General features: G+C 66.4%; 21 protein-coding genes. 7 read left to right on the forward strand and 14 right to left on the reverse strand.

The genetic code is table 11. From position 1 onward, the window contains the following. Positions 1–5 precede the first annotated feature (5 nt). From ABNW52_RS17520 to arsB, 3 genes are read left to right on the forward strand one after another with little or no spacing between them, the layout of a single operon-like run. Positions 6–584 carry an ArsI/CadI family heavy metal resistance metalloenzyme gene (locus ABNW52_RS17520; protein WP_349590642.1) on the forward strand — a complete coding sequence of 193 codons (579 nt, stop codon included), beginning with the start codon at positions 6–8 and terminating at the stop codon, positions 582–584. Next, positions 577–1,071, forward strand: a complete 495-nt coding sequence (locus tag ABNW52_RS17525) for an arsenate reductase ArsC (RefSeq protein ID WP_349590645.1) — start codon at positions 577–579, stop codon at positions 1,069–1,071. The genes ABNW52_RS17520 and ABNW52_RS17525 overlap by 8 nt, the downstream gene beginning before the upstream one ends. Then, entirely contained in the window at positions 1,068–2,135 is a 1,068-nt protein-coding gene (gene arsB, locus ABNW52_RS17530; protein WP_349590647.1) for an ACR3 family arsenite efflux transporter, read from the forward strand. Before ABNW52_RS17525 ends, arsB begins: the two co-directional genes overlap by 4 nt. A 59-nt stretch (positions 2,136–2,194) precedes the next feature. Here the strand turns inward: arsB and ABNW52_RS17535 are convergent, their stop codons facing one another. From ABNW52_RS17535 to ABNW52_RS17565, 7 genes are all read right to left on the reverse strand, one after another. Next, entirely contained in the window at positions 2,195–2,923 is a 729-nt protein-coding gene (locus tag ABNW52_RS17535; RefSeq protein ID WP_349590650.1) for a substrate-binding periplasmic protein, read from the reverse strand. 66 nt (positions 2,924–2,989) lie between these two features. Next, a complete protein-coding gene (locus ABNW52_RS17540) occupies positions 2,990–3,532 on the reverse strand; it encodes a hypothetical protein (RefSeq protein WP_349590653.1) in 543 nt (180 codons plus the stop codon). A gap of 3 nt (positions 3,533–3,535) precedes the next feature. Then, on the reverse strand, positions 3,536–3,739 hold the full coding sequence (locus ABNW52_RS17545; protein ID WP_349590656.1) for a SlyX family protein: 204 nt from the start codon (positions 3,737–3,739) through the stop codon (positions 3,536–3,538). A 73-nt stretch (positions 3,740–3,812) separates the two neighbouring features. Continuing rightward, positions 3,813–5,126 (reverse strand): Na+/H+ antiporter family protein, encoded by a 1,314-nt coding sequence (locus ABNW52_RS17550; RefSeq protein WP_349590659.1) that lies wholly within the window; start codon positions 5,124–5,126, stop codon positions 3,813–3,815. Between the two features lie 135 nt (positions 5,127–5,261). Beyond that, a complete protein-coding gene (locus ABNW52_RS17555) occupies positions 5,262–6,890 on the reverse strand; it encodes a methyl-accepting chemotaxis protein (RefSeq protein ID WP_349590662.1) in 1,629 nt (542 codons plus the stop codon). A 151-nt stretch (positions 6,891–7,041) separates the two neighbouring features. Continuing rightward, complete coding sequence (locus tag ABNW52_RS17560; protein ID WP_349590665.1) at positions 7,042–7,509, reverse strand: outer membrane lipoprotein; 468 nt, start codon at positions 7,507–7,509, stop codon at positions 7,042–7,044. 100 nt (positions 7,510–7,609) lie between these two features. Continuing rightward, positions 7,610–8,551: a LysR family transcriptional regulator gene (locus ABNW52_RS17565; RefSeq protein WP_349590668.1), complete on the reverse strand. Its 942-nt coding sequence runs from the start codon at positions 8,549–8,551 to the stop codon at positions 7,610–7,612. 83 nt (positions 8,552–8,634) lie between these two features. Here ABNW52_RS17565 and ABNW52_RS17570 point away from each other — a divergent pair, with 83 nt between their 5' ends. After that, positions 8,635–10,050: an MFS transporter gene (locus tag ABNW52_RS17570; RefSeq protein ID WP_349590671.1), complete on the forward strand. Its 1,416-nt coding sequence runs from the start codon at positions 8,635–8,637 to the stop codon at positions 10,048–10,050. 57 nt (positions 10,051–10,107) lie between these two features. Here the strand turns inward: ABNW52_RS17570 and ABNW52_RS17575 are convergent, their stop codons facing one another. Further along, the gene (locus ABNW52_RS17575) at positions 10,108–10,503 is read right to left on the reverse strand and encodes an acyl-CoA thioesterase (protein WP_349590673.1); all 396 of its coding nucleotides are present in this window, start codon (positions 10,501–10,503) and stop codon (positions 10,108–10,110) included. 113 nt (positions 10,504–10,616) lie between these two features. Then, positions 10,617–11,405: a class I SAM-dependent methyltransferase gene (locus ABNW52_RS17580; protein ID WP_349590676.1), complete on the reverse strand. Its 789-nt coding sequence runs from the start codon at positions 11,403–11,405 to the stop codon at positions 10,617–10,619. 96 nt (positions 11,406–11,501) lie between these two features. Between ABNW52_RS17580 and ABNW52_RS17585 the strand changes: the two genes are divergently transcribed. Further along, positions 11,502–13,727 (forward strand): DNA internalization-related competence protein ComEC/Rec2, encoded by a 2,226-nt coding sequence (locus ABNW52_RS17585; protein ID WP_349590679.1) that lies wholly within the window; start codon positions 11,502–11,504, stop codon positions 13,725–13,727. Here the strand turns inward: ABNW52_RS17585 and ABNW52_RS17590 are convergent. Genes ABNW52_RS17590 through ABNW52_RS17605 form a run of 4 tightly spaced genes read right to left on the reverse strand, consistent with a single transcriptional unit; the run spans position 13,685 to position 18,514 of the window. Then, entirely contained in the window at positions 13,685–14,605 is a 921-nt protein-coding gene (locus ABNW52_RS17590) for a response regulator (RefSeq protein ID WP_349590682.1), read from the reverse strand. The genes ABNW52_RS17585 and ABNW52_RS17590 overlap by 43 nt on opposite strands. Positions 14,606–14,607: 2 nt before the next feature. Further along, on the reverse strand, positions 14,608–17,166 hold the full coding sequence (locus ABNW52_RS17595) for an ATP-binding protein (RefSeq protein WP_349590685.1): 2,559 nt from the start codon (positions 17,164–17,166) through the stop codon (positions 14,608–14,610). Positions 17,167–17,198: 32 nt separating this feature from the next. Beyond that, a complete protein-coding gene (locus ABNW52_RS17600) occupies positions 17,199–17,966 on the reverse strand; it encodes a ParA family protein (protein WP_349590688.1) in 768 nt (255 codons plus the stop codon). Positions 17,967–18,004: 38 nt separating this feature from the next. Next, complete coding sequence (locus ABNW52_RS17605) at positions 18,005–18,514, reverse strand: surface-adhesin E family protein (RefSeq protein ID WP_349590690.1); 510 nt, start codon at positions 18,512–18,514, stop codon at positions 18,005–18,007. 203 nt (positions 18,515–18,717) lie between these two features. Between ABNW52_RS17605 and recQ the strand changes: the two genes are divergently transcribed. Beyond that, positions 18,718–20,517 carry a DNA helicase RecQ gene (recQ, locus tag ABNW52_RS17610; protein WP_349590693.1) on the forward strand — a complete coding sequence of 600 codons (1,800 nt, stop codon included), beginning with the start codon at positions 18,718–18,720 and terminating at the stop codon, positions 20,515–20,517. A 60-nt stretch (positions 20,518–20,577) separates the two neighbouring features. After that, positions 20,578–21,795 (forward strand): bifunctional glutamate N-acetyltransferase/amino-acid acetyltransferase ArgJ, encoded by a 1,218-nt coding sequence (gene argJ, locus ABNW52_RS17615; protein ID WP_349590696.1) that lies wholly within the window; start codon positions 20,578–20,580, stop codon positions 21,793–21,795. A gap of 46 nt (positions 21,796–21,841) precedes the next feature. Here the strand turns inward: argJ and ABNW52_RS17620 are convergent, their stop codons facing one another. Beyond that, positions 21,842–21,982: a hypothetical protein gene (locus tag ABNW52_RS17620; protein WP_349590699.1), complete on the reverse strand. Its 141-nt coding sequence runs from the start codon at positions 21,980–21,982 to the stop codon at positions 21,842–21,844. Positions 21,983–22,223: the final 241 nt, after the last annotated feature.

The following is a 22,223-nucleotide window of genomic DNA, read 5'->3' on the forward strand; positions in this document are numbered from 1 at the left end:
CTGTCATGAAACGTCTGCATATTCACGTGTCGGTGGACGAACTGGCCACCAGCGTGCGCTTCTACAACGCGCTGTTCGGCACCGAACCGACGGTATTGAAACACGACTACGCCAAGTGGCTGCTGGACGACCCGCGCGTCAACTTTGCCATCAGCCAGCGCGGCGCCAAGGCCGGGCTGGATCACCTCGGCATCCAGGCCGAGAACGGCGACGAGCTGGCCGAGCTGAAGCAGCGCATCGACGCTGCCGGCATGGCGGCGCTGACGGAAGAGGGCACCACCTGCTGCTACGCCAAATCGGACAAGCACTGGGTGCAGGACCCGTCCGGCATCGCCTGGGAGAGCTACCACACGCTGGACAGCGCGCCGACCTACCACGACGCGCCAGCTGCCGCTGCGGCCAACCCGGACAGCTGCTGCGCGCCGGCCCCAGCGGTGCTGGCGAGCGCCGATGCCTGTTGCACCCCGGCCGCCAGCAGCGCCGATACCGGCAGCTGCTGTGCCCCGGCGCCGCAGAAGGTGCAGCTGATCGCACGCAAGAACATCGAAGCCATCGTATCCAAGGAAAGGAAGTCCCGTGACTGACAAGGTCTACAACGTACTGATCCTGTGCACCGGCAACTCAGCGCGCAGCATTCTCGGCGAGGCGCTGATCAACCACCTGGGCCAGGGCCACTTCAAGGGTTACAGCGCCGGCAGCCAGCCGACTGGCAAGGTCAACCCGTATGCGCTCAAGACCTTGCAAAAGCACGGACTCACCAGCGAGGGCTACCGCAGCAAGAGCTGGGACGAGTTCGCCGTGGCGGGCGCGCCGCAGATGGACTTCGTGTTCACCGTGTGTGGCAATGCCGACGGCGAGACCTGCCCGCTGTGGCCGGGCCATCCGATGCGTGCGCACTGGGGGGTGGACGACCCGGCCGGCGTCGGCAGCAACGACGAAGAAGCGATGGCGGCGTTTGCCAAGGCGTTCATGATCCTCAAGCGTCGCGTCGAGCTGTTCATGTCGCTGCCGGTGGACAAGCTGGATGCGCTGGCGCTGAAACAGAAACTGGTGGAGATCGGCGAGCAATGAGCGTTCAGGACACCATCGCCCAGCCGGGGCCGCAGGGCGGCATCGGCTTTTTCGAGCGCAACCTCACCTGGTGGGTGCTGGGCTGCATCGTGGTCGGCATCGTCGCCGGTCAGCTGGCACCGGCCGCCTTCCAGGCGCTGGGCGGCATGAAAGTGGCCGAGGTCAACCTGCCGGTGGCGGTGCTGATCTGGCTGATGATCATCCCGATGCTGGTGAAAGTGGATTTTGCCGCCATGGGCGAGGTGATGCGCCACGCGCGCGGCATCGGCGTGACGCTGGCGATCAACTGGCTGGTGAAGCCGTTCTCGATGGCGCTGCTGGGCTGGCTGTTCATCCGTCACCTGTTTGCGCCGTACCTGCCGGCGGCGCAGATCGACAGCTACATCGCCGGGTTGATCCTGCTGGCGGCGGCGCCGTGCACGGCGATGGTGTTCGTGTGGAGCGGGCTGTGCCGCGGCGATGCCAAGTTCACCCTCAGCCAGGTGGCGATCAACGATGTGATCATGCTGTTCGCCTTCGCGCCCATCGTCGGGCTGCTGCTGGGACTGTCCAGCATCAGCGTGCCGTGGGACACGCTGGCGGTGTCGGTGCTGCTGTTCATTGTGGTGCCGGTGATCCTCAGCCAGCTCGTGCGCCGCGTGCTGCTGGCGCAGGGCGGCGAGTCAAGGTTGGCCGCAGTGATGGCGAAGATCGGCCCGCTGTCGCTGGGCTCACTGTTGCTGACGCTGGTGTTGCTGTTCGCCTTCCAGGGGCCGCAGATCATTGCCCAGCCGCTGGTGATCGCGCTGCTGGCGGTGCCGATCCTGATCCAGGTGTATTTCAATTCCATGCTGGCCTACTGGCTGAACAAGCAGCTGAAAGTGGCGCACTGCGTGGCCGGGCCGTCGGCGCTGATCGGCGCCAGCAACTTCTTCGAGCTGGCGGTAGCCACCGCCATCGCGCTGTTCGGCTTCGAGAGCGGCGCGGCGCTGGCGACGGTGGTGGGGGTGCTGATCGAGGTGCCGGTGATGCTGTCGGTGGTGGCCATCGTCAACCGCAGCCAGCGCTGGTACCACGCGGCGTAAGCGTTGCGGCAATAACAACAGCCGACCCTGTGGTCGGCTGTTTTGCGTGCTGGCGCGGCTTACAGCACCGCGCGGAAGCGGCGCAGGATGCGCTGGTACTCGCCCGATTGCCGCAGCATGGTCATGCCCAGATTGAACTCAGTCTGCAGCATGCCGCCGTCCGGATGGCGCTTGCTGAAGCCGATGTACAGCGGCATCACCTCCACCGCCGGTTCCTGCCAGCACAGCCGGGGCGTGGTCTTGTCCAGTTGCTGCTCTTGCAGGTAGCGGCCAACCTCGCGGTCCATCAGCGCCAACTCCAGCCGGTTGGCGGCCAGTTTTTTCAGGTTGATCAGGTCGTCGTCGGCGTCGATGCCACGCAGTCCGGCCTGCTCGAAGGTGTCCGGGTTCTTGTAGCCGCGCACGGTGCCGATGCGGTAGTGCTGCAGGCCGGGCAGCGAGGAGACATCGAATTGCTTGTCGCAGCGCGCGTAGAAGCCGACCGTGGTGCTGAACAGCGGCAGGCTGTAGAACAGCCGCTCGGCGCGCTCGGCGGAATACCACAACGCCAGCACGCCGGCAAAGCGGCCTTCCTGTGCGCCGGCCAGCGCGCGCGCCCACGGGCGGAACTCCACCCGCAGATCAAGCCCGCGCTGGGCAAAGGCGGCCCGCGCCAGTGCCACCATTACCCCGTCTTGCGGCTGGGCGGTGGTGGTGTAGGGCGGGAACTCGGTGGCGGTCAGCACTACCTGGCGCGCTGCCAGGCAGGCCGAGCTGGCCAGCAGTAAAAGCAGGATCAGCGATTTCATGGCAAATGGAAGCTCAGGCAGCGTTCAGCATAGGCAACTCTCGCGCCGCTTGCCGCGGGCGGACAATCATTCTTCCCACGGCCACCAGGCCGGCGGTGGCTGCAGCAGTTTTTCCGGGTACTGCGCAAACAGGTTGGCCGCCAGCCGCTGCGGCTGCTGCACGCCGTGCTCTTCCAGCCATTCGTCCAGCGCATCGCTCTGCTCGCGCCGCCCCAGCAGCCGGTACAGCAGCACCCAGTCCTCGGCGTAGCACCACGGCAGGCCGTCGACCTGCTGCCGCGCGCCGGCATCGAACGGCCAGCGGTAGCTGCCCTTGTCCAGTTTGATGGTCAGCTCGGCCACCAGGTCGACGCACAGGCCGCCGCCCACGTCGAAGCGGGCAAATTGTGGCGAGTTGAACGGCGGATGCGGCGGCGGCGTGATGTCGCTGCCGTGCGTGGCCAGCTCCGCCCGCACCGCGGCAAAGTCGGCGGCGGTGGTGACCAGGTTCAGGTCGCGCGGCTGTTCCACCAGCCCCAGCTGTTGCAGCAGGGTGCTGCCGCCAATGGCCCAGCAGCGGCCGGCCAGCGCCGGCGCCAGCGCGCGGGCAAATTCCAGTGGTGTGCTCATGGCTTAGTAGTGCGGGGGAATGTCGTCGCGCAGCGAGCCTTGCTCGTCCTGCTGGTTGCCGGCCTGCTGCAGGCGGTACAGGTGGCGCAGCTGTTCCTGCAGCAGGTCGAGCTGCTGCTGCTGGCGCACCACGGTCAGGTTGAGCGCATCCAGCTGCTCGTCCTGCAGCGCGACCTTGATTTCCAGTTCGGTAAGGCGGGATTCCATATCGATTCCTTGCGTGGTCAGCGCGCATTGTAGGGCAATGTTGGCCGCAAGGCTGCGGCCAACATGTACAGGTTTACAGCACCAGCGCGGCGACCCAGCCGGCGGCCAGCAGCGGCAAGTTGTAGTGCAGGAAGGTAGGCAGCACCGTGTCGCGCATGTGGTCGTGCTGGCCGTCCACATTCAACCCGGCGCTGGGGCCGAGGGTGGAGTCGGACGCCGGCGAACCGGCATCGCCCAGCGCGCCGGCGGTGCCGATGATGGACACCGTGGCCAGCGGCGAGAAACCCAGCTGCAGGCACAGCGGCACATAGATGGCGGTGAGGATCGGCACGGTGGAAAACGATGAGCCGATGCCCAGCGTCACTAGTAGCCCCACCAGCAGCATCACGAACGCCGCTGCGGCCTGGCTGTGGCCGAACCACTCGGCGGAGGCCGCCACCAGCGGGCCGATCTGCCCGGAGGCCTGCAGCACCTCGGCAAAGCCCTGCGCGGCGATCATGATGAAGCCGATCATCGCCATCATCTTCATGCCCTCGCCGAACACATTGTCGGCCTCGTGCCAGCGCACCACGCCGCTGGCGAGGAACAGCAGAAAGCCGGCCAGCGCGCCCAGCAGCATGGAGTCGCTGTACAGCTGCACCGCAAACGCCGCCGTGATGGCCACGCCGGCGGTCCACAGCGCGCGCGGGCGGATCTTGCTGCGGGTGCGCTCCACGTTTTCGATGCGGCCAACGTCGTAGTGGCGTGGCTTGCGGTAGCTGACGAACACCGCCAGCAGCAGGCCCAGCAGCATGCCGGCGGCCGGAATCGCCATCGCCTGCATCACGTTGACGCCGCGCACGTCCATGCCGGCCTTGGCGATATTGCCCAGCAGGATCTGCTGCAGAAAGATGTCGCCAAAACCGACCGGGAACAGCATGTACGGTGTCACCAGGCCAAAGGTGATCACGCAGGCCACCAGGCGGCGATCCAGCTGCAGCCGCGCCATCACGTACAGCAAGGGCGGCACCAGCAGCGGGATGAAGGCAATGTGGATCGGCACCAAGTTCTGGCTCATCACGCTGACCACGGCCAGCAGCAGGATCAGCAGCCATTTCAGCCGGCTCTTGCCGCTGCCGTGCTGCACTTGGCGCACGGCGACATCGGCCAGCGCATGCGGCAGGCCGGACTTGGCAATGGCGACGGCAAAGGCGCCCAGCAGCGCGTAGGACAGCGCCACCGAAGCGCCATTGGCAATGCCCTTGTTGAAGGCGGCCAGCGTCTGCGCCAGATCCATGCCGGCCAGCAGGCCGCCGGTGAGCGAGGCCAGCAGCAGGCTGATGACGACATGGACACGCGCCAGCGACAAGGCCAGCATCAGGAGAATGGCAACGGGAATGGCGAACATTTGTATAGACAAAGTAATGATTTGCAAGGAAAAAAAGGGCGCGAGAATAACGGCAGACGGCGGGCTTGTCGAGCGGGGCGCGGCAGGGGCGGCATGAAGCCGCCCGCCGTGGCGGCGGGCGGGGTGGGGCGGGGCTTAGACCTGGAAGCGGGCGACCATTTTCTCCATGTCCGCCACCACGTCCTTCATCACGCTGGAGGTGGCGGCGGCATGGTGCGCGATGTGGGTGACGTTCTCGGCGTGGTTGACCACATCCTCGATGCGCTGCGCCACCTCGGTGGAGGCAATCGACTGCTGCCGCAGCGCGGCGCTCAGCTCGCCGACGATGCCGGCCACCTGCTGCGACAGCTGGCGCAGCTGTGCCAGGGTGTCGCCGGCCAGCTGGGCGTTGCTCATGCTGTCGTTGGTCAGACTGACGCTATTGCCCACCTCCTGCACCACTTCGCCGGTGGCGCGCTGGATGGCGGCCACCATCTGCACGATCTCGCTGGTGGACTGCGCGGTGCGCTCCGACAGCTTGCGCACCTCGTCGGCCACCACGGCGAAGCCGCGGCCGTGCTCGCCGGCGCGCGCCGCCTCGATGGCGGCGTTCAGCGCCAGCAGGTTGGTCTGGTCGGCAATGTCGCGGATCACTGCCACGATGCTGGAGATGCGCGCCGATTCCTGCTGCAGCTGGGCAATGCGCTCGGCGGCCGACATCACCACGCGCGCCACCTGGCCGATCTGCCCGATCAGCCCCTGCAGCACATCATGGCCCTGGCTGGCCTGTAGGTCGGAGCTGTGGGTCAGCTCGGCGGCTTCCACCGTGCTGTCGGCCACGTGGCTGATGGAGGTGGTCAGCTGCTCGGCGTTGGCGGCGATGCCGGCAGCGGCCTCGCCCTGCAGGTTGACGGCCTGCTCCATGCGCTGCACCGAGTCGTTGAGATCCAGCGATGACTGCCGCAGCGAGTCGGCATTGCGGCGGGTGCCCTGCATGGTCTCGCGCAGCGCCAGCTGCATGTCCGCCATCGCCTGGATCAGCTTGCCGACTTCGTCGCGGCTGCCGGCCGGCAGCTCGCTGCGCAGGTCGCCGCCGGCGATGCGCCGCGCCGCGGCCACGGTGTCCGCCAGCCGGCCGGCGATGCGCCTGGCCATCAGCAGCGACAGCAGCAGCGCCAGGCCCAGCCCCAGCAGCAGCGCGATCAGGCCGTTGCGGATGCTGCTCTGCGCCGCCGTCTGTGCCCGCTCACCGGCCACCTGGGCGTTGGCGGCATTGAGCTTGCTCAGCGCGTCGGTCTGGTCGCGCAGGAAGTTGGCGCGCTTCACCCACTCGCCCTTGCGCAGCGCCTGCGCCGCGTCTTCCTGGCCGCTGCCGCGCAGCGCAATCGCCTGGCCCACCGCCGCGCGATAGTCGGCCGCCGCTTGCACCGCCTGCTGGTAGACCTGGCGTTCCTCCTCGCTGCCGATCAGCGGTTCGTAAGCCTTGAATGCCTTACCCAGTGAGCCATCCAGCTCGTCCATCGACTTGCTCAGCTTGGCCTGTTCCTCCGGCTGGCTGGCCAGCATGTATTCCAGGCTGCGCACCCGGTAGCGCAGCCGCAGCTGGCTGATGTCGCCTACCGCCTGGATGGACGGCAGCGCGGTTTCGGTGATGGCGCGCGTATCCTGGCTGATATCGCGGATCTGCCACAGGCAGTACAGGATGGCGAGCACCAGAATGCCGCCGCTGCCCAGAAAGTTGACCAGGAACTTGGCGCGCAGTCCCAGATTGTCGAGAAATCGCATGTGCCTCTCCTTTGTGTGCGGCATGGTGCAGCCAGTATAGGCAGCACCATGGCATGGTGCCGGCAGAGGCAGAGGCAGGGCGGGCAAAGGTTGGCCGCAAATGACAATGCCGCCGGGAGGCCGGCGGCATTGGGGGACGGGCGGGACGCGCTTACTGTGGCAGCACGCGGGCGGTGCCGTTGCCGCTGAGGATCTTCACGCGCTGACCGACGCTGATCGGCACATCGGCTTCCTGCACGATGGAGATGGTGCGGCCCTTGTCTGTCTGTACCGTCAGCTCGTAGGCATCCTTGGTGGCGCCGCGCTGCATGGACTGGGCAGTCATGCCGCCGACCATGGCGCCGATCACCGCCCCGGCGGCCGAGCCGCGGCCCTGGCCGATGCTGCTGCCGGCAATGCCGCCCAGTGCGGTGCCGCCCAGGGTCAGCAGATCATTCTTGTCGCCTTCCATTTTCACGGTTTTCACGTCCAGCACTTTGCCGTATTCCACTTCGTGGACCTGGCGCATGTCGGACTTGCTGTACACGGCGGCGGAATCGGAGCTGTACATGCTGGCGCAGCCTCCCAGCAGGGCAACAGACAGCAGGGTCAGGGTGGTGGCGGCAAGACAGGGGCGCATGGTGGTGTTCCTGTAGAAATTGGCAGGCGGTAATTTGACCATATTCGCGGCGTGCAGGTTGCGCAATCTGCGTGACACTTTGTGACCGAATGTGATCACGCTAGTCGGCGGCAAACAGCTGGGAAAATTGCGCCATCAGCAGCTCGCGCAGGTAGCGGTGCAGCGGGTTGCCATCGTTGCGGCGGTGCCAGACCAGGTCGATGCGGATGCGGACATCGGCCGGCAGCGGCACGCTGCGGATATCGCCCTGCTGGCGGAACAGCGGCAGGTACAAGGTGGGCTGGATCGACAGCAGCGGCGCCTGCTGCAGGATGTGGCCGATGGCCATCAGGCTGGCCGACAGCGCCACGATATGGCGGCTCAGCCCATGCTGCGCAAACAGGTGGTCCACCACCCCGGCGGCGGTGCCGCGATAGCTGCTGACCACCTGTTCCACTGCGGCCAGATCGGCCAGCGTCGGTGCCGGCGGCAGGCTCAGCCGGCTGGGGGCGTATACCGCGCTGAAGTCGGTTTCGCGCAGCGTCAGTCGGCTGTGCCAGTCGTGCAGCGGCAGCGGCGCGGCGGTCAGCAGCAGGTCCACTTCGTCGTTGTCCAGGGCCGCCAGTTGCTGGTCGATCTCCAGTAGTTGCGAGCGCAGCTGCACGCCCGGCGCCTGCTGGCGCAGGGTGGCGATCAGCGACGGATACAGCATGGCCTCCATGCCGTCCGGCGCCGCCAGGCGGAAACTGGCGTTGGCCGCCGCCGGGTCGAAGGCCGCCGGTGCCGCCAGCAGCTGCCGCGCCTGCTGCAACCAGTCACGCACCGCCGGCGCCAGCTGCTGCGCGCGGGCGGTGGGTTGCATGCGGTTGCCGCTGCGCACGAACAGCGGATCGTCCAGCAGCAGCCGCAGCCGCGCCAGCGCATGGCTCATCGCCGGCTGCCCCAGGTAGAGGCGGGCGGCGGCGCGGCTGACATGGCGCTCCTGCATCAGCGCATCGAATGCCACCAGCAGGTTGAGGTCCAGCCGCCGCAGCTCGTCGTGGTTGAAATCGAATTCATTCATGATCTGTATGTTAACAATCGATTTCCCTGATAGTAAGGGGCTGCCGATAATGACTGTCTTGTTGTTGTCGGTCGTTCATCATCATGTCTGCTCCCTCGCTGTTTGCGCCGCCTTATACCCGGCATCACCTCGCCATTGCCCTGATCGTGCTGCTGGAATATCTGCAGAGCGTGATGGTGGCGTTCGGCTCCCACGCCGTCAGCCTGGGGGTGGGCGCCACGCCGCAGCAGTTCAGCCTGGCGGCTGCCTGCTATGCCGCGGTGGCGGTGCTGATGATTCTCAGCCATCGCTGGTGGGTGCAGCGGCTGGGTTATCGCAGCATGTTGCGCTGGTCGCTGCTGGCCTTTGGCGGCGGCGCGCTGCTGTGTGCGCTGGCCAGCACGCCGGCGGCCTTCATCGCCGCGCGGATGGTGCAGGCGCTGGGCGGGGCGGCATTCTTCACCGCGTCGCGGGTGCAGATCATGCATTACCGCGGCCCGCAGCGGCTGCAGGCGATGCTGTTCCTGCCGGGCGGCATCATGCTCGGCTCCGGGCTGGCGCCGATGCTGGCGGCGCTGCTGTTGTCGCTGACCGGCTGGCAGGCCCTGTTCCTGGTCATGCTGCCGCTGGTGTTGCTGACCGACTATCTGGTGCGCCGCGCGGTGCCGGAGCACGAGCCGGTGGAAAACGAGCGCCCGGACCGGCTGCACCCGTGGGCGATTGCCTTGCTGGCGGCCGGGGTGTTCCTGCTGCAGTTCGTGCTGGAGCGCGCCCGCTTCGAATTGTGGACCCACGGCGCGTTGCTGTGGGCGCTGGGTGGCGTGGCCTGCCTGCTGCTGTTGCTGTATCTGCGCCATGAATGGCGCCGCCGCTCGCCGCTGGTGCCATTCCGCCGTTTTACCAGCGAGCGCTACCTGTGGGGCATGGCGGTGTATGGCGTCGGCTACCTGGTGGTGTCCGGCTGCGGCTATGTGCTGCCGCTGTACATGGCGCAGGGGCTGGGCATGGATCAGTTGCACAGCGGGCTGTGGCTGGGCTTGACCGGCCTGCTGGCGCTGCCGTTCGCCATCCTGCACCTGCAGCTGATGCTGCGCTGGCCGGATGTGCGCCGCTACCTGTTTGCCGGCGCCTTGCTACTGGCGGCGGCGGCGCTGTTGTTGGCCAGCATCACGCACGACAGTCCGGGCTGGTTGCTGCCGGCCGGACTGTTCCTGCTGCACAGCCTGTTCATGCCGTTTTTCCTCGGCACCACCGCGGCGGCGACCTTCAGCCAGGTGGACGAGACGGTGTTCAGCCACGCCTACCAGGTCAAGAACGCCATGCGCGAGGTGGCCAATGCGGTGGGGCTGTCGTGGGGCGTGATCATCATGCAGCAACGCAGCATGGCGCACGCGGCGGAGCGGCCGGCGGCGGAATCGGCGCAGCTGGTGTTGCAGTCCGGCCATGATTTCTTCTGGCTGCTGGCGCTGATGGCGGTGGTGCTGGCCTTGCTGCTGCGCCTGCAGCGGCGCTTCGTGTAGTCATGAAAAATGCGGCCAACGTTGGCCGCATTTTTTATCGTGGCTGCGCCGGTGGCATCAGTCCATCAGCCGGGCGGCAAACTCGGCCGGAATCGCCGGGCGGCCACGCTCGTTGATGGCGGTACCGATGATCAGCCCTTCCAGCACCACCTTCTGGTCGGCGCGGCGAATCACCTGCTGGCGGAAGCCGAAGCGCACCTTCGATACCGGCTCGAACGCCACCGTCACCGCGAACTGGTCGCCGCTGGTCAGCGACGCCTTGTAGTCCAGTTCCGAGCGCACCACCACCAGGTTGATGTTCTGCCGCGCCAGCTCGGCGAAGTCGATGCCTTTTTCCAGCAGAAACTCGTGGCGGGCGTGCTCCAGGTAGTTGAAGTACACCCCGTTATTGACGATGCCCTGCATATCGCATTCGTAATCACGCACCTTGAATTCAACGGCAAAAACAGACATCAGCGGCTCCATCGGCTGGTTACTGGATAAGTCGCGGGCGGCTGGCCGCCCGCATCACGGGGAGGGGAGTGTAGCGCAGCCGGGCGGTGGCCGGCGGCACAAGGTTGGCCGCATCAGCCTTGCGGCCGCAGCGCCTTGATCACGTACAAGTCGAAGCGGGTGGATTTGCCGTCCAGCACCACCGACGGCTTGACGCCTTCGATGGCCGCGCCGCGTTGCGGCCGCTTCACCACCACGCGCACGGTGGCGGCGGCGATGGCGGCGGCCAGCAGCTCGCTGCTGTCCAGGTCGTCGCCGATCACCTGCTGGAACGCCTGCATGCCTTTCTTGGCGGCGGCGCTTTTCTTGTCGGTATCCGGGAACATCGGATCGACGAACACCACTTCCGGACGCTGCTCGGCCGGCAGCTCCGCCTGTGCCGCCAGCCAGCGTTTGGCATCGGCGTGCACCAGCGTCATGCGGCTGGCGATGTCCATGGTGTCCGGGTGCCAGCGCGCCCGCTCCAGCGCATCGAACAGCAGCGCGGCCGCCACCGGCGAGCGCTCCAGCAGGGTGACTTCGCAACCCAGCGTCGCCAGCACGAAGCTGTCGCCACCGAGGCCGGCGGTAGCGTCCACCACCCGCGGCAAATCCTTGGCCCCTTTCAGACCGATGGCCTTGGCCACCGGTTGGCCGCGGCCGCCGCCCTGTTCGCGGCGATGGCGCGCGGCGCCCTCGACGAATTCGGCATACACCGCGCCATGCTTGCCGCTGGTTAGCAGCTCCAGCCGTTCCGGCCCCAGTTCCAGCCAGTAGCCCTCGGTCGGGCGCTGTTTCACCAGCGGCAGGGCAAAACGTTCGGCCAGTTGTTGCGCGCTGTCGCGCCGCGCCGGTTCGGCGCAGTAGAGCGGGGTAGCAGTCATGATGCGGTGTCCTTGCAAGTGGCGGCGAAGATACGGCAACACCGCGCCGGCGGCAATGCTCTGGCAATGGTGATGTCAATTGCATAGCATGGCGTAATGGAAAAACTCGCTGCCTTTTGCCTGGGGCTGGTGCTGTGTGTCTGGTTGCCATCGGTACCGGACTGGCATCTGCTGCTGGCGCTGATCATTGCCAGCTGGCCGCTGTGGTGGCGCCGGCGGCTGCCGCTGTTGCTGCTATCGCTGCTGGCCGGCATGGCTTATGCCGGCTGGCACATCGAGCAGCGTCTGGCCGCACGTTTGCCGGCCGCGCTGGAGGGTGTCGCGATGTCGGTGCCCGGCACGGTGCGCGGTTTGGCCACCACCGGCGAGTATGGCGTGCGCTTCCGTTTTGCGCCGGATGCGGGGCCGCCGGCATTGCCGCCGTTGCTGGAGCTGAACGATTACGCCCGGCGCGACTGGCCGCCGGGCAGCCGCTGGCAATTGCTGCTGCGCCTGCGCCAGCCGCACGGTGCGGCCAACGTGGCCGGCTTCGACGCCAGCCGCTGGTACTGGAGCGAGGGCGTGCTGGCTACCGGCAGCGTCGGCAAGCGGCGACAGGCGTTGCCGGCCGCCAGCGGTTTCTGGCCGTGGCTGGATGCCACGCGGCAGCGGGTGGTGACGCGGCTGAGCGCGGCGATCGGGCCGGGACGCGATGCCGCACTGGTGGCGGCGCTGGCGGTGGGGGCGCAGCAGGGTATCGAGCGGCGCGAATGGCAGGCGCTGGCGGCAACGGGATTAACGCACGCGGTGAGCGTGTCCGGCCTGCACATCACCCTGCTGGCCGGGCTGGTGTTGTGGCTGCTGCGGCGGCTGTTGCAACGTTGGCCGCAGTGCCAGCCGCAACGGCTGGCCTTGTTGGCGGCCATGCTGGCGGCGCTGGCCTACGCCTTGCTGGCCGGCTTTTCAGTGCCGACCCAGCGCACGGTGTGGATGCTGGCCACCAGCACGCTGGCGTTGTGGGGCTGGCGCAGCCTGTCGCCGTGGCAGATCTGGCTGGCGGCGCTAGCGGTGGTGTTGCTGCTGGATCCGTTCGCGGCGCTGGCGGCGGGCTTCTGGTTGTCGTTCGGTCTGGTCGGCGCGCTGCTGGCGGGCGAGGTCGGCCGCCGTCGCCGTCCCGGGTACTTGCCCGCCATGCTGGCGGCGCAATGGCGGGTGACGCTGGCATCGCTGTTGCCGCTGGCGTGGCTGTTCGGGCAGTGGCCGCTGCTGTCGCCGCTGGCCAATGTGCTCGGCATTCCGCTGGTGTCGCTGCTGCTGACGCCGTTGGCACTGCTGGCCGCCGCGCTGCCGTGGGGCGGGTTGGCCCAGCTGGCCGGCTGGGTGGCCGCCGGCTTCTGGGGCTGGGTGGACTGGCTGGCGGCCGGGCCGCAGTGGTGGTTCCCCGCACTGCCGTGGCCGCTGCTGCCGGCGGCGCTGCTGGGCACGCTGTGCCTGTTGTTGCCGCTGACGCGCAGCCTGCAACTGGCGGGCGTGCTGCTGTTGCTGCCGCTGCTGCTGTATCGCGTGCCGCGCCCGCTGCCGGGCGAGCTGCAGGTGGAGGTGATCGACGTGGGGCAGGGGCTGGCGGTGCTGCTGCAAACGGCGCACCACGATCTGCTGTTCGATACTGGCGCCGGCGATGCCGGGCGCACGCTGCTGCCGGTGCTGCGCGCACTGGGGGCGACGCGGCCGGCGCTGATGCTGTCACACCACGATGCCGATCACGACGGCGCTGCCGAAGGGGTCGTGGCGGCCCTGCCGCTGGCGGCGCTGTGGCGCGGCCAGCCGGGCAGCGTGCCGCAACAGGCGGCCACGCCATGTCGCGCCGGGCAGAGCTGGGCGTGGGACGGCGTGCGCTTCGATGTATTGTGGCCGCGGCCGGAGACGGCGGGCGATGACAACAGCCATAGCTGCGTGTTGCGGGTGGCCACGCGGCGGCAGGCGATCCTGCTCAGCGGCGATGCGCCACAGGCGGTGGAGGAAATGTTGGTGGCGCGTTACGGTGCGGCGCTACGCAGCCAGGTACTGGTGCTGGGGCATCACGGCAGCCGCAGCGCCACGGCCGACGCATGGCTGGATACGGTGCAGCCGCAGCATGCCATCATCAGCGCCGGCTACCGCAACCGCTATCGCCACCCGCATCCGCTGGTGCTGGCAAGGTTGGCCGCACGGCCGATCCAGCTGTGGCGCACCGACTGGCACGGCGGGTTGCAGTTGCGGCTGGGGGCGGACAACGCGGTGGCGCCGCGGCGAGCGGTGCGCTACTGGGAGCCGCCGCTGTCGTCCGCCGCAGCCGGCAGATAACTGATGGCAGACACCACGTTGCCGCGTTCGCGGTATTCCAGCTCGTCGAACGACAGCCGGCGCGCGATCATGATGCCGCGGCCGTGGCTGGCCAGCAGTTCGCCCGGCTCGCGAGTCAGAAAGTGCTGCCAGTCGAAGCCGTCGCCCTGATCGCGAATCTCGAACTGCAGCTGTCGCGGGCTGCGCGTCAGGCTGACGTGGATCTTGCGCTGCCCCAGCACCGGATCGGCCAGGCGCCGCTCCAGCTCGTGTTCCCATTGTTCCTGCCGCTGCAGCCGGGTTTTTTCCTCGTAGCTCACCCCCAGGTTGCCATGCTCGATGGCATTGACGATCAGCTCGAACAGGCCGGTGGCGACCTTTTCCGGTTCCGGGCTGGTCTTGGCCAGCAGCGCGGTGACGTGACGGGCCTCGTGCGGGGTGCGGAAGCTGAAATCGGCGCGGTCCAGGTGTTGCAGCGCGCCGATCTGCTGGTTGGCCAGCTCGCGGAAGTACTGGTGGCGATCCCAGTGCACGGCGGCGGCGGCCACCACCGCCAGCAGCATGTCGCGCGAGAACGGCTTGGTCAGGTAGTAGAACGCGCCAGAAGACAGCCCTTCCTGCACGCTGGCCGCCGCGCCCACCGCGGTCTGCATGATCACCGGCAGGAACGCCAGCCGCGGGGTGGCTTTCATGCGGCGCAGCAGCTCGAAGCCGCTGATGCCGGGCATCATCTTGTCCAGCAGTACCGCGGCGTACTGTTCGCCATCGCGTTGCAGGATCTGCCAGGCATCCTCGCCGTTGTCGACGGCAACGGTCTGGTAGCCGGCATCTTCCAGCAGCTCGCCCAGCAGCTCCAGGTTGAATGGCTCGTCGTCCACCAGTAACACGCGTTTGGCCATGGTCAGTTCTCCTTGTGCGGGCCTTGTTGCCGGCGCGGCAGGCTGAAGCTGAACACGGCGCCGCCGCCACTGGCATTGTGCACGCTGATTTCGCCGCCGTGGGCATGAATGATTTCGCGGCAGATGGCCAGCCCGAGGCCAGTGCCGCCGGCGCCGGTCTTGGTCAGGCTGCTCTGGATGAATTTGTCGAAGATGCGCTCGCGCTCGTCTTCCGGCACGCCCGGACCATAGTCGCGCACCTCCAGCCGTACCGGCGCCTCGCTTTCCGGGCCGCTCTGGATGTCCAGCGTCACCCGCGCGCCGTGCGGGCTGAACTTGATGGCGTTGGACAGCAGGTTGCGCACCACCTGGCCGATGCGGAACGGGTCCATGTCCACCTCTACCGCGTAGGGTTGCGGCACAAACAGCAGGGTGATGGCCTGCTGGTCGGCCAGGCCTTTCAGCTCGTCCAGGCAGTCGCGCACCACCTGTTGCAGGTCGCTGCGCTGCATCTGGTATTCCATGCGGCCAACCTCCATTTTCGACAGGTCCAGCAGTTCGTTCAGCAGCGACAGCAGGCGGCTGCCGCTGTTGTGGATGCGTTCGAAATAGCGCTGCAGGCGCGGGGCGGCCACCGCGGCATCCTGTTGCTGGCCCATTTCGGCAAAGCCCAGGATGGCATGCAGCGGGGTGCGCAGCTCGTGCGACATATTGGCAAGAAAGTCGGTCTTGGCGCGGCTGGTTTCTTCCGCCAGGTCGCGCGCGCGGCGCAGCGCCTCCTCGGTGTTGCGCTGTGCGGAGATGTCCTGGTACAGCCACACCGAGCCCAGCGCCGGCTGGCCCGGCTTCACCGCGCGGCCATACATGCGCACCCACAGGCTGCCGCCGTTGCCGTGCACCAGGCAGACATCGTCCTGCGACACGGTGCCGGTATTCAGCGCCGGGTAGATACTGCGGCCGGTGCGCTGGAAGTGTTCGTCGCTGTCGTACAGCAGGCGGGTGGATTGCTCGGCGATGTCTTCCTCGCGGTAGTGGAACAGCGCCAGGAACGCCTTGTTCACCTGCTTGAAATGGCGGTCGACGATATAGGCCATCGCCATCGGGCTGGCGTCCAGCAGCGCGGACAGCTGGCGCGACTGGGTTTCCACCTGTTCCGCCAGGGTATCGGTCAGCCGCAGCAGCGCGGCTTCGCGCTCCTTGCGCGCGGCGATATTGCGGCACACCACCAGGTAGAACGGCGTGGCATTTGCCGGCTGGATCAGGCTGAGCGACAGCTCCACCTGCAGCATGAAGGCCTGGTCGCAGATCAGCAGTGCTTCGAAGGGGTGGCCCAGCAGCGGGGCGACATGGTCGGCAAAGCGGCTGTGCAGCGGCGGGTACAGCTCGCTGATCAGCGCGCCGGCCGGCAGTTGCAGCAGCGCGTCCGGCGGCTGGCCAATCAGGTGGGCGGCTTCCGGGTTGACTTGCAGTACCTGGCCTTCGCGGCTGAGCAGAATCACGCCGTCGCTCTGCTGCGCCAGCAGGCTGCGGTAGCGGTCTTCGATTTCCTGCAGCGGTTTCAGCCGCTGCTGCTGGCGCTCCAGCTGGGTTTTCAGCCCGAGATTGCTTTCCTGCAGCCGGCCGATCATGCCGCTCTGGTAGTGCAGGGTCTGGCGGCCCTGCCGGGCCAGCTGGCGCGCGGTGGCGGCCAGCAGCGCCAGCGCGATCAGCATCAGCGTGCCGGCGAGCAGGTGGCTATGGCTGGCGCTGTCTTCCACCGGCAGCAGTTCGAAGGTGAGCTGCTGGCCGCCGATGATGCGGCTGGCGCGCAGCAGCGGCAGCGCCGGCAGCGGCAGGCTGGGGTGGCTGTCGGCCAGCAGCGGGTGGCGGCGATCCTGGATCAGGATGCGCAGTCGCAGCTGCTCGGCGGCTTCACCCTGGCTGTTGCCGCTCAGCAGCTGTTCCGGGCTGAGGCCGATAGCCAGCAGCAGTGGCTGCGGCCGGGCCTTGGCGGTGAAAAACAGCACCAGCCGCTGGCTGCTGCCGGTATGCAGCTGCGCCAAGGCGGGCAGGCCGTCGGCGGCGGCGCGCAGCAGGGTGGTCAGCACCTCCGGTTGCGCGCCCAGATCCAGGTGCAGCGGCAGCGCCTGGCTATCGTCCGGGTATTGCTGGGCAACCGGGAAGTACATGGCGCGCTTGGCGGCCGGTTCCAGGCGGGTGCCATTGAACTGGCGCAGTAGCAGGCCCTGGTTCAGCTCGATGCTGTCGCGCTGGCGCGGGTCCACCCGCTGGATCACGGCCAGAAAATCAAAGGCGCTATTGGACGACAGTACGTAGGGAGCATAGCGGGCAAAGCTGCCGTTGCTGGTGTTGCCGCTGCTTTCCGTGCTCAGCAGCAGCTCGGTGGCGGTCTGGCCACTTTGCAGCAGCTGCTGCAAGCGCTGGTTCAGCTCGGCGAGATGTTGCGCCGCTTGCGACAGCTGGTGGCTACGACGGCTGTTGTCTTCGGCCTGTTGCTGCAGCAGCATGGCCAGCAGCCATAGCCCGCCCGCCAGCAGCACGCTGGTCAGCAGCAGGGGGGCGGGCTTGAGCCGGGCTTTCATCGGCGGGGCTGGCGAGCGTCCGCAGCGGCCGCTCAGTGTTGCGCCAGGTTGGCGTACAGCTGGCTGAATTCCTGCGCCAGTTTGTGTCTGGGGTCGAGGAACACCATCGGCAGGCTGCGCTCATGCGATTCGCGAATCTTCACCGACGCCGACAGCGGCGGGTGCAGCACCGGATGGCCGGCGTCCCGCAGCTCCTGCACCATGCGCACCGGCAGGCTGGCGCGGGGCTGGAACTGGTTGACCACGATGCCTTCGATCTGCAGTTCCGGGTTGTGGTCGGCGCGGATTTCGGCGGCGCTGTCCAGCAGCCCCAGCAGGGCCTGGCGCGAGAAGGTGTCGCAATCGAACGGGATCAGGCAGCGGTTGGCCGCAATCAGCGCCGAGCGGGTGTAGAAGTTGAGGGCCGGCGGGGTGTCGATCCAGATCTCATCGTATTCGGCTTCCAGCTGCAGCAGGGTTTCGCGCAGCTTGAACATCTTGTAGCGCGCCTCCAGCTTGACCATCAGCTCTGACAGCTCCGGGTGCGACGCCATCAGGTGCAGGTTGTCGTGCCGGGTGGGGGCGATGAAATCCTGCGGTTTCTTTTCAAACAGGCTGATATTCAGCATCTGGTTGAAAAAGTTGGCCGCGTTGGCCTCGGGCACCGTGCTGCTGCCGGTCAGGTAGTGGCTGGCGTTGCCCTGTGGATCCAGGTCCAGCAACAGCACCTTGCGGCCGGCCTTGGCAGCGGCGGCGGCCAGGTTGACGGTAATGGTGGATTTGCCCACCCCACCTTTCTGATTGAATACCACCCGTCGCATGATCACCCTTTTCAAGTTGGCCGCAGCCCGGTTGTTGCTCAGGCGGCGATAGCCTGTTTGCAGACGTAATCCAGCTGCTGGAAGGAGGCCGACTGGCGCACCACCGGCATCGGCCGAATTTCGCTGTCATTATAAGTGCGGCTGAGGATTTCCCGGCCGTTTTCGTCCAGCAGCTGCATGGCCGCCAGCCGGAAAGTCGAGGCGACGCAGTCCACTTCCCAGCTATTGATCGATTGCTTGTGCTGCGGCGTGTTGAGGAAGTTTTCCTTCTTCGGATTGAAGATGGTCTTGCGGTCGCGGAACAGCGTCAGCGTGCCTTTGCGGCGGATGCTGAGCTTGTCGATCTCGTGCAGGATGTTGCCATTGGGCGATACGCCCAGAATCACCCACTCCGCGTTGGCCACCACCGGTGGCCGTGCCTGCGGTGTCTGGCGCGGCGGCAGCTGGATCACGCCCTTGCCGGCGCTGGTCTTGCCGCCGACGCTGCTGGTGCTGGCGCAGCCGGTCAGGGCCAGCAGGGCAAGGGCAAACAGGATATAAGGCTTCATGGTCAGGCTCTGGCTGCATAAACAGCGCAAGTCTCGCATATAGGGCGGCTTCACAGTAGTGTTTCTCCGTTAAAACCCGCGGCCTGCCGCCATGTCAGGCAGGCTGGGCGGTGCTTGCCGGGCGGGGATGGCGCGCGGCGCCGTTGCCGGACACGGGGCCGGCGGTTTTTGCGTACAATGGCGCCCTTCACGCGGAAAACCCGATGCAGGACGCACTCTCCCTTCTCCAGACTACTTTTGGCTACCCGGCGTTCCGGGGCATGCAGGCCGACATCATCGACCATGTCGCCGGCGGCGGTAACGCGCTGGTGCTGATGCCTACCGGTGGCGGCAAAAGCCTGTGCTACCAGATTCCGGCGTTGTTGCGCCCCGGCCTTGCGCTGGTGGTGTCGCCGTTGATCGCACTGATGCAGGATCAGGTCGCCACGCTGCGCGAAGCGGGGGTGGCGGCGGCATGCCTGAATTCCGCCACCACGCCGGATGAGGCGCGTGCCATCGCCCACTTCGCCCGCGAGGGCGCGCTGGATCTGCTGTATGTGGCGCCGGAGCGGCTGCTGTCGCCGCGCTTCCTGGAGTTTCTCGCCAGCCTGCCGCAGATCGCGCTGTTCGCGGTGGACGAGGCGCATTGCGTCAGCCAGTGGGGGCATGACTTCCGCCCGGAATACCAGCAACTGGGGCAGCTGTTCCAGCGTTGGCCACAGGTGCCGCGTATCGCGCTCACCGCCACCGCCGACGCCGAAACCCGCGCCGACATGCTGCATTTCCTGCAGCTGCAGGATGCGCGCCAGTTCGTCACCAGTTTCGACCGCCCCAATCTGTTCTATCAGGTGGTGGAAAAGGACAGCGCCAAGAAGCAGCTGCTGGCCTTCATCGAGAATGATTTCCCTGCCGCCTCCGGCATCGTCTACTGCCTGTCGCGCAAGCGGGTGGACGATACCGCGCAATGGCTGGGCGAAAACGGCATCCGCGCGCTGCCTTACCACGCCGGCATGAGCCACGAGGAGCGCGATCGCAACCAGCGCACCTTCCTGCGCGACGACGGCATCGTAATGGTGGCCACCATCGCCTTCGGCATGGGCATCGACAAACCGGACGTGCGCTTCGTCGCCCATATCGACCTGCCCAAGAGCCCGGAGAACTTCTACCAGGAATCCGGCCGCGCCGGCCGCGACGGCCTGCCGGCCACCAGCTGGCTGTGCTACGGCCTCAACGACATGGTGCAGCTGACGCAGATGATTGAGGGCGGCGACAGCCCGGCGCAGCAGAAGCAAGTGGAGCTGACCAAGCTGGACGCCATGCTCGGTTACTGCGAAACCGCCAGCTGTCGTCGGCAGCAGATTCTGGCCTACTTCGGCGAGACGGCGCCGGCATGTGGCCAGTGCGACAACTGCCTGCGCCCGCCGGCTACCTTCGACGCCACCACGGTGGTGCAGAAGCTGCTGTCCTGCATCTACCGTTGCGGCCAACGTTACCCGGCCGGCCACATCATTGATGTGCTGCTGGGGCGTCCCAACCAGCATGTGCAGCAGGCCGGCCACGATCAGCTGTCCACCTTCGGCATCGGCAAAGAGCTGAATCAGAAGGCCTGGCGCTCGGTGATCCGCCAGCTGGTGGCGCGCAAGCTGCTGCAGGTGGACGTAGTGCGCGGCCAGTCGTTGCTGCTCACCGATGCCTGCCGCAGCATTCTCAAGGGCACCGAGCAGATCGAACTGCGTCCGCTGGCCGAGGCGCGCCAGCGCCAGAGCGTGCACGGCGAGCGCTGGCTGCGCACCGAGCGCGAAGAGCGCTTGTGGTCGGCGCTGCGGCGCTGGCGCAAGGCCACCGCCGACGAACACAATGTGCCGGCCTACGCGGTATGTAACGACCGCACCTTGCAGGAGCTGGTGCAGCAGCGGCCGGCAACGTTGGCCGCATTGAAAAAAGTGTATGGCCTGGGCGAGCTGAAAGTGGCGCGCTACGGTGAGGCGCTGCTGGGGCTGGTGCAGGAGCAGGGCGACAGCTGAGGGTGATCGGGGCGCGGCGTTCAGTTACAATCTTGCGACATCGAATTTCGGAGAAACGTCATGCCCGTGAATCTCAAGCCTGTAGATAACAGCAAGCTCGCCCCCATCGCCGGTGTCGATCTGGCCTATGCCGAAGCCGGCATCAAGAAGCCGGGTCGCAAGGACGTACTGGTGATTCGTCTGGATAAGGGCAACACCGTGGCTGGCGTGTTCACCCAGAACCGTTTCTGTGCCGCCCCGGTGCAGCTGTGCAAGCAGCACCTGGATGCCGGCGTGCAGATTCGCGCGCTGGTGGTGAATACCGGTAATGCCAACGCCGGTACCGGCGAATCCGGTCGCCAGCATGCCCGCGCGGTGTGCGAGGCACTGGCCGCCGAGCTGGACTGCCTGCCGGAACAGATTCTGCCGTTCTCCACCGGGGTGATCCTGGAGCCGCTGCCGGTGGACAAGATCACCAGCGCGCTGCCGCAGCGCAAGACCGCCAGCTGGGCCGATGCCGCCGAAGCCATCATGACCACCGACGTGGCGCCCAAGGCCACCAGCCGCACCATCCAGATCGACGGCCAGACGGTGAACATCACCGGTATCGCCAAGGGCGCCGGCATGATCCACCCGAACATGGCCACCATGCTCGGCTTCATCGCCACCGACGCGCCGGTGACCCGCCCGCTGCTGAACCAGCTGGTGAAAGAAGTGGCCGACCTCAGCTTTAATAGCATCACCATCGACGGCGACACCTCCACCAACGATAGCTTCATGCTGATCTCTACCGGGCAGGGCAGCGCTGCTCGCATCGACAGCGCCACCTCCGCCGCTTACGAGCAGCTGAAGGCTGCGGTGCTGGAAGTGGCCATCGAACTGGCGCAGGCCATCGTGCGTGACGGCGAAGGCGCCACCAAGTTCATTACCGTACAGGTGGAAGGCGGTCGTACCGTCGCCGAGTGCAAGGCAGTCGGCTACGCCATCGGTCGCTCGCCGCTGGTGAAAACCGCGTTTTTTGCCTCCGATCCGAACCTGGGCCGCCTGCTGGCCGCCATCGGTTACGCCGGCATTGCCGACTTGGATGTTGATCGTCTGGAGATGTATCTGGACGACGTGCTGGTGGCCAAGGACGGCGGCCGCAATCCGGACTACAAGGAGGAAGACGGCCAACGTGTCATGAAGCAGGCCGAGATTACCGTGCGCGTGGTGTTGGGCCGTGGCCTATCCAATGCCACCGTGTGGACCTGCGACTTCTCCTATGACTATGTGAAGATCAACGCCGACTATCGCAGCTAGTTTGTCTGCCGCCGTCAGCCGGGTGCTGATACATGAACAAGGGCCGCTAATGCGGCCCTTTGTTTTTATATTGGCTATAAGCAATAAAAAATGGCAGAAATAGCTGAAATGGCACATCTGGCATTGTCATTGCGGCCTGTTTTGCTGGTTTTACCTTGATTGCTGATTGGTTAATTATGATTTTCATATGGAATTTTTCTTTTATTTCATGGTGTTGCGTTATATTTGCTTGAAATGTGATGGTTTTTTTAAAAAAACGTGTTGACGGGGTTAAATCGACTGCGTATAGTTCGCTCCATCAGCTGACGACGCAACGAAGCGAAGTCAGCACCGCTCTTTAACAAAACGAATAACCGATAGGTGTAAGTGCCTGGCGAGCCAGACACTTGCACTGCAAGAGAAAGTGACACGGATGTCAGTGGTAACAC

It is taken from the genome of Vogesella oryzagri (assembly GCF_040148885.1).
GTDB classification, from domain to species: Bacteria; Pseudomonadota; Gammaproteobacteria; order Burkholderiales; family Chromobacteriaceae; genus Vogesella; species Vogesella oryzagri.